Origin of the sequence: Streptomyces rugosispiralis (assembly GCF_024505145.1) — a bacterium.
GTDB classification, from domain to species: domain Bacteria; phylum Actinomycetota; class Actinomycetes; order Streptomycetales; family Streptomycetaceae; genus Streptomyces; species Streptomyces rugosispiralis.
In genome coordinates this window covers 1-4,680 of record NZ_JANIAA010000110.1, presented here as the reverse complement: position 1 = coordinate 4,680, position 4,680 = coordinate 1, and the positions used below count along the sequence as shown (strand labels likewise).

The following is a 4,680-nucleotide window of genomic DNA, read 5'->3' as shown; positions in this document are numbered from 1 at the left end:
TCGGAATCTGCGTGAGACGGTGGAGTTCCAGAGCACCGTCGAAGCTCTGATCGGCCAGGGCCATACGGTGTTTGTCGAGGCCAGTCCGCATCCGGTGCTGACCGTCGGCATCCAGGACACCGCCGATGCGATGGACACCCCAATCGTGGCCACCGGTTCGCTCCGCCGGGACGAGGGAGGCGTACGACGGTTCCTGACGTCACTGGCCGAGGTGTCCGTCCGCGGTGTCGAGGTCAACTGGCAGACGGCCTTCGACGGCACCGGCGCCCGACGAGTCGACTTGCCCACCTACGCGTTCCAGCGTGAGCGGTTCTGGCTGGCGCCTTCGGCGGGCACGGGCGACGCGTCCGGGCTGGGCCTGGGCACCGTTGACCATCCGCTGCTGAGCGCCGCGGTGCCGCTCCCGGACACGGACGGTTGTGTGCTGACCGGTGCGCTGTCGCTTGCCGGGCAGCCATGGCTGGCCGACCACTCCGTCCTCGGCATGGTCCTTCTGCCAGGCACCGCGTTCGTGGAGCTCGCGTTGCAGGCGGGGGCACGGTTCGGCTGCGACACACTGGAGGAGCTGACGTTGCATGAGCCGCTCGTCCTGCCCGAGCAGGAGACCGTGCAGCTCCAGGTGTCGGTCGGCGGCCCGGACGACCACGGAGGTCGTCCCTTCACGGTGTTCTCCCGCTGTGAGGGTGACTGGATACGCCACGCCGGAGGCACCCTGCGGGTGGGCGAGCGTGGCGATCCGCCCGCGAATCCGTCGGCCTGGCCACCGGTCGATGCCCGGCCGGTCGATGTCGCCGAGTTGCACACGACGATGGCCGAACGGGGCTATCAGTACGGCCCCGCCTTCCAGGGCCTGCGGAAGGCATGGATCCGTGACAGCGAAGTGTTTCTCGACATCGCGTTGCCCGAGCAGGTGAGGGGCGACGCCGACCGCTGCGGGGTGCATCCCGCGTTGCTGGACGCGGCCCTGCAAGGCATCGGCCTTGGCACCTTCGTCAGCGCACCGGGCCAGGCCCATCTCCCCTTCTCCTGGAGCGGGGTGACCCTGCACGCGGTGGGCGCCACTACCGTGCGGGTGACGCTCAGCCCGGCCGGACCGGACACGGTGGCCATCCGGATGACGGACACCACCGGGGCGCCCGTGCTGTCCATCGACGCGCTGGCGATGCGTCCGCTCGCGGAGCAGCGACTGCTCGAGGCGGGTGGCAGTCGCGGCGATGCGCTGTTCCGGCTGGAGTGGCAGGAGCTTCCCGTCCCCACGGGGGCCACCGGCCCGCGGGCACTGTCCTGGGGCCTGCTGGGCGGCCACGACGAGCATCGACTGACCGCGGCGCTGACCGCGGCCGGTGTGCCGCCACTACGCCATCGGGACCTCGCCACCATCGACCAGGTGCCGGATGTGCTGGTCCTGTCGTGTCCGCCCGAGGCGGATGGCGGACCGGCCCCGGAAGCGACCTCGTCCGCCCTCCGCCGAGTGCTGGGAGTGGTGCGGGAGTGGCTCGGGGACGCGCGGTACACCGATGCCCGTCTGATGGTGCTCACCCACCGCGCGGTGGCCACATCCACCGGTGATGACGTGGAGGATCTGGCGGCGGCCGCCGTGCGGGGACTTCTGCGCTCCGCACAGCAGGAGAACCCCGACCGGCTCGTCGTGATCGACCACGACGACTCGGACCTCGGGGCACTGCCCGCGGTGCTCGCGACCGGGGAACCCGAAGCGGCCATCCGGGCCGGTACGGTGCTGGTGCCCAGGCTGGTCAAGGCGGCCGTACCGGACGGGAAGGCCCCCGCCTGGGACACGGGCACCGTACTGATCACGGGCGGGACGGGGACACTCGGCGGCCTGGCCGCCCGCCATCTGGTGACCACCCATGGCGCACGTGACCTGGTGCTGGCCAGTCGCGGAGGTGACACCGCGCCCGGCGCAGTGGAACTGGCCACCGAACTGGAGGCGCTCGGCGCCCGGATCCGCGTCGCCGCCTGCGACGTGGCCGATCGTGTCCAGCTGACCGCGTTGCTCGACACCATTCCGGCGCTGCGCGCTGTCGTCCACACCGCCGGTGTGGTGGACGACGGTGTCATCGGTTCGATGACCGCCGAGCGCGTGGAGACCGTCCTACGGCCGAAGGCGAACGCGGCGTGGCACCTGCACGAGCTGACCCGCCGACTGGACCTGGACGCGTTCGTACTGTTCTCCTCCGCCACCGGAGTGCTGGGCAGCGCCGGGCAGGGCAACTACGCCGCGGCCAACGCCTTCCTCGACGCGCTGGCCGTGCACCGGCGGGCCCAGGGGCTCCCCGCGGTGTCGGTGGCATGGGGTCTGTGGGAGCAGCGCAGCGGCCTGACCGCACAACTGTCGGAGCGGGACGTGGCCCGTATGACCAGCACGGGCGCCGTTCCCCTCTCCGACGAGCGCGGTCTCGAGCTGTTCGACACCGCGTGCCGGAGTGGCGAACCCACACTCGTGGCCGCCCCGTTGCACCTCCGTGCGGTGGCGGCCACCGGTACGGTGCCGCCCGTGCTCAGCGCGCTGGCACCGACCCCGCCACGCCGGGCAGCCGAGGCCGGTGACGGTGGGGTGGCTCTACGGCAGAGCCTTGCCGAGATGTCGGGCGCGGAACAGAGCCGGACCGTACTGGGGCTGGTACGCGGGCAGGTCGCCGCCGTGCTGCGGCACTCGGACCCGTCGGCGATCGACACGGCGCGGACCTTCCAGGAGATCGGCTTCGACTCGCTGACCGCAGTGGAGCTGCGCAACCGGTTGGGTGCCACCACCGGCATCAGGCTGGCCGCGACCGCGATCTTCGACTATCCGACACCCGCCACGCTGGCGGAGCACCTGCTCGCCGAGGTCGTGCCGGAGGCGGCCGACCCGGTCGCGGCCCGGCTCAGCGAGCTGGACACGGTGGCCGCCATGATTTCGGCGATGGCCGAGGACGAGACCCTGCGCGAGCAGTTGTCCTCGCGGATGGAGACCATCGTTGCGATGTGGGCCGACCTGCACCGTCCGGAGCGGCCGGGCGCGGTTGAGCGGGACCTCGAATCCGCCTCGCTCGACGACATGTTCGGAATCATCGACCAGGAACTCGATGGGTCATGAGCAGCGAGAACGTCCGACCGGAAATCGAGGGGACTGGCACGGGAATGTCGAACGACGAAAAGGTACTCGAGTACCTCAAGAAGCTCACCGCCGATCTGCGCCAGACGCGTCAACGTCTCCAGGACGTCGAGGCCAAGAGCCGTGAGCCGATCGCGATCGTCGGTATGAGCTGCCGTTTTCCGGGTGGGGTGAGCTCCCCGGAAGACCTGTGGCGGCTGACGGAGTCGGCGGTGGACGCGGTCTCCGGTTTCCCCACCGACCGAGGCTGGGACCTGGACGGACTGTACGACCCCGACCCGGATCGCGCGGGTCGGTCGTACGCCCGCGAGGGCGCGTTCCTCCCCGATGCCGGCCACTTCGACCCCGGTCTCTTCGGGATATCGCCACGTGAGGCGCTGGCGATGGATCCGCAGCAGCGGCTGCTGCTGGAGGCATCGTGGGAGGCTCTGGAGCGGGCGGGTATCCCGACCGATTCCCTGAAGGGCAGCCGGACCGGGGTGTTCGCCGGGCTGATGTCCTCCGACTACGTCTCGCGGCTGTCGGCGGTCCCGGACGAGCTCGAGGGGTACGTCGGAATCGGAAGCGCGGCGAGTGTCGCCTCCGGCCGTGTGTCGTACACGCTGGGGCTTGAGGGCCCGGCGGTCACGGTGGATACGGCGTGTTCGTCGTCGTTGGTGGCGTTGCATCTGGCGGTGCAGGCGTTGCGGTCGGGTGAATGCTCGCTGGCGCTCGCGGGCGGTGTGACGGTGATGGCCACACCCGGCACTTTCGTCCAGTTCTCCCGTCAGCGCGGCCTGGCCGCCGATGGCCGGTGCAAGGCGTTCGCGGCGGGGGCGGATGGAACCGGCTGGGGCGAAGGCGTCGGCATGCTGGTGGTGGAGCGGTTGTCGGATGCGGAGCGGCTTGGGCATCGGGTGTTGGCGGTGGTGCGTGGCAGTGCGGTGAATCAGGATGGTGCGTCGAATGGTTTGACGGCGCCGAATGGTCCGTCGCAGCAGCGGGTGATCCGGCAGGCGTTGGTGAGTGCGGGGTTGTCCGCGGTGGATGTGGATGCGGTGGAGGCGCATGGTACGGGGACGGCGCTGGGTGATCCGATTGAGGCGCAGGCGTTGTTGGCCACGTATGGTCAGGGTCGGGTTGCGGGGCGGCCGTTGTGGTTGGGGTCGGTGAAGTCGAATATCGGTCATACGCAGGCGGCCGCCGGTGTGGCTGGTGTGATCAAGATGGTGATGGCGATGCGGCATGGGGTGTTGCCGCGGACGTTGCATGTGGATGAGCCGTCGCCGCATGTGGACTGGTCTTCCGGTGCGGTGGAGTTGTTGACGGGGCAGGTGGCGTGGCCGGAGGCAGGGCGGCCGCGTCGGGCGGGTGTGTCTGCGTTCGGGGTGAGTGGGACGAATGCGCATGTGATTGTGGAGCAGGCGCCTGGTGAGGTGGCGGAGGAGTCTCGGGGCGAGGATGTGGTGTTGCCTGCGGTGCCGTGGGTGGTGTCGGGTGCGGGTGAGGTGGCGGTGCGGGGGCAGGTGGAGCGGTTGCGGGAGTTTGTGGTGGGGGATCCTGGGTTGGATCTGGTGGATGTGGGT

At 70.2% G+C, this 4,680-nt stretch carries 2 protein-coding genes; both read left to right on the top strand.

The genetic code is table 11. The annotated features are described in order from the left end of the window. On the top strand, positions 1-3,097 hold a 3,097-nt coding region (locus tag NP777_RS46480; protein WP_256656255.1), incomplete at its 5' end, for a type I polyketide synthase. A 44-nt stretch (positions 3,098-3,141) separates the two neighbouring features. Then, positions 3,142-4,680: type I polyketide synthase (locus NP777_RS46475; RefSeq protein ID WP_256656256.1), on the top strand; the 1,539-nt coding region annotated here is incomplete at its 3' end.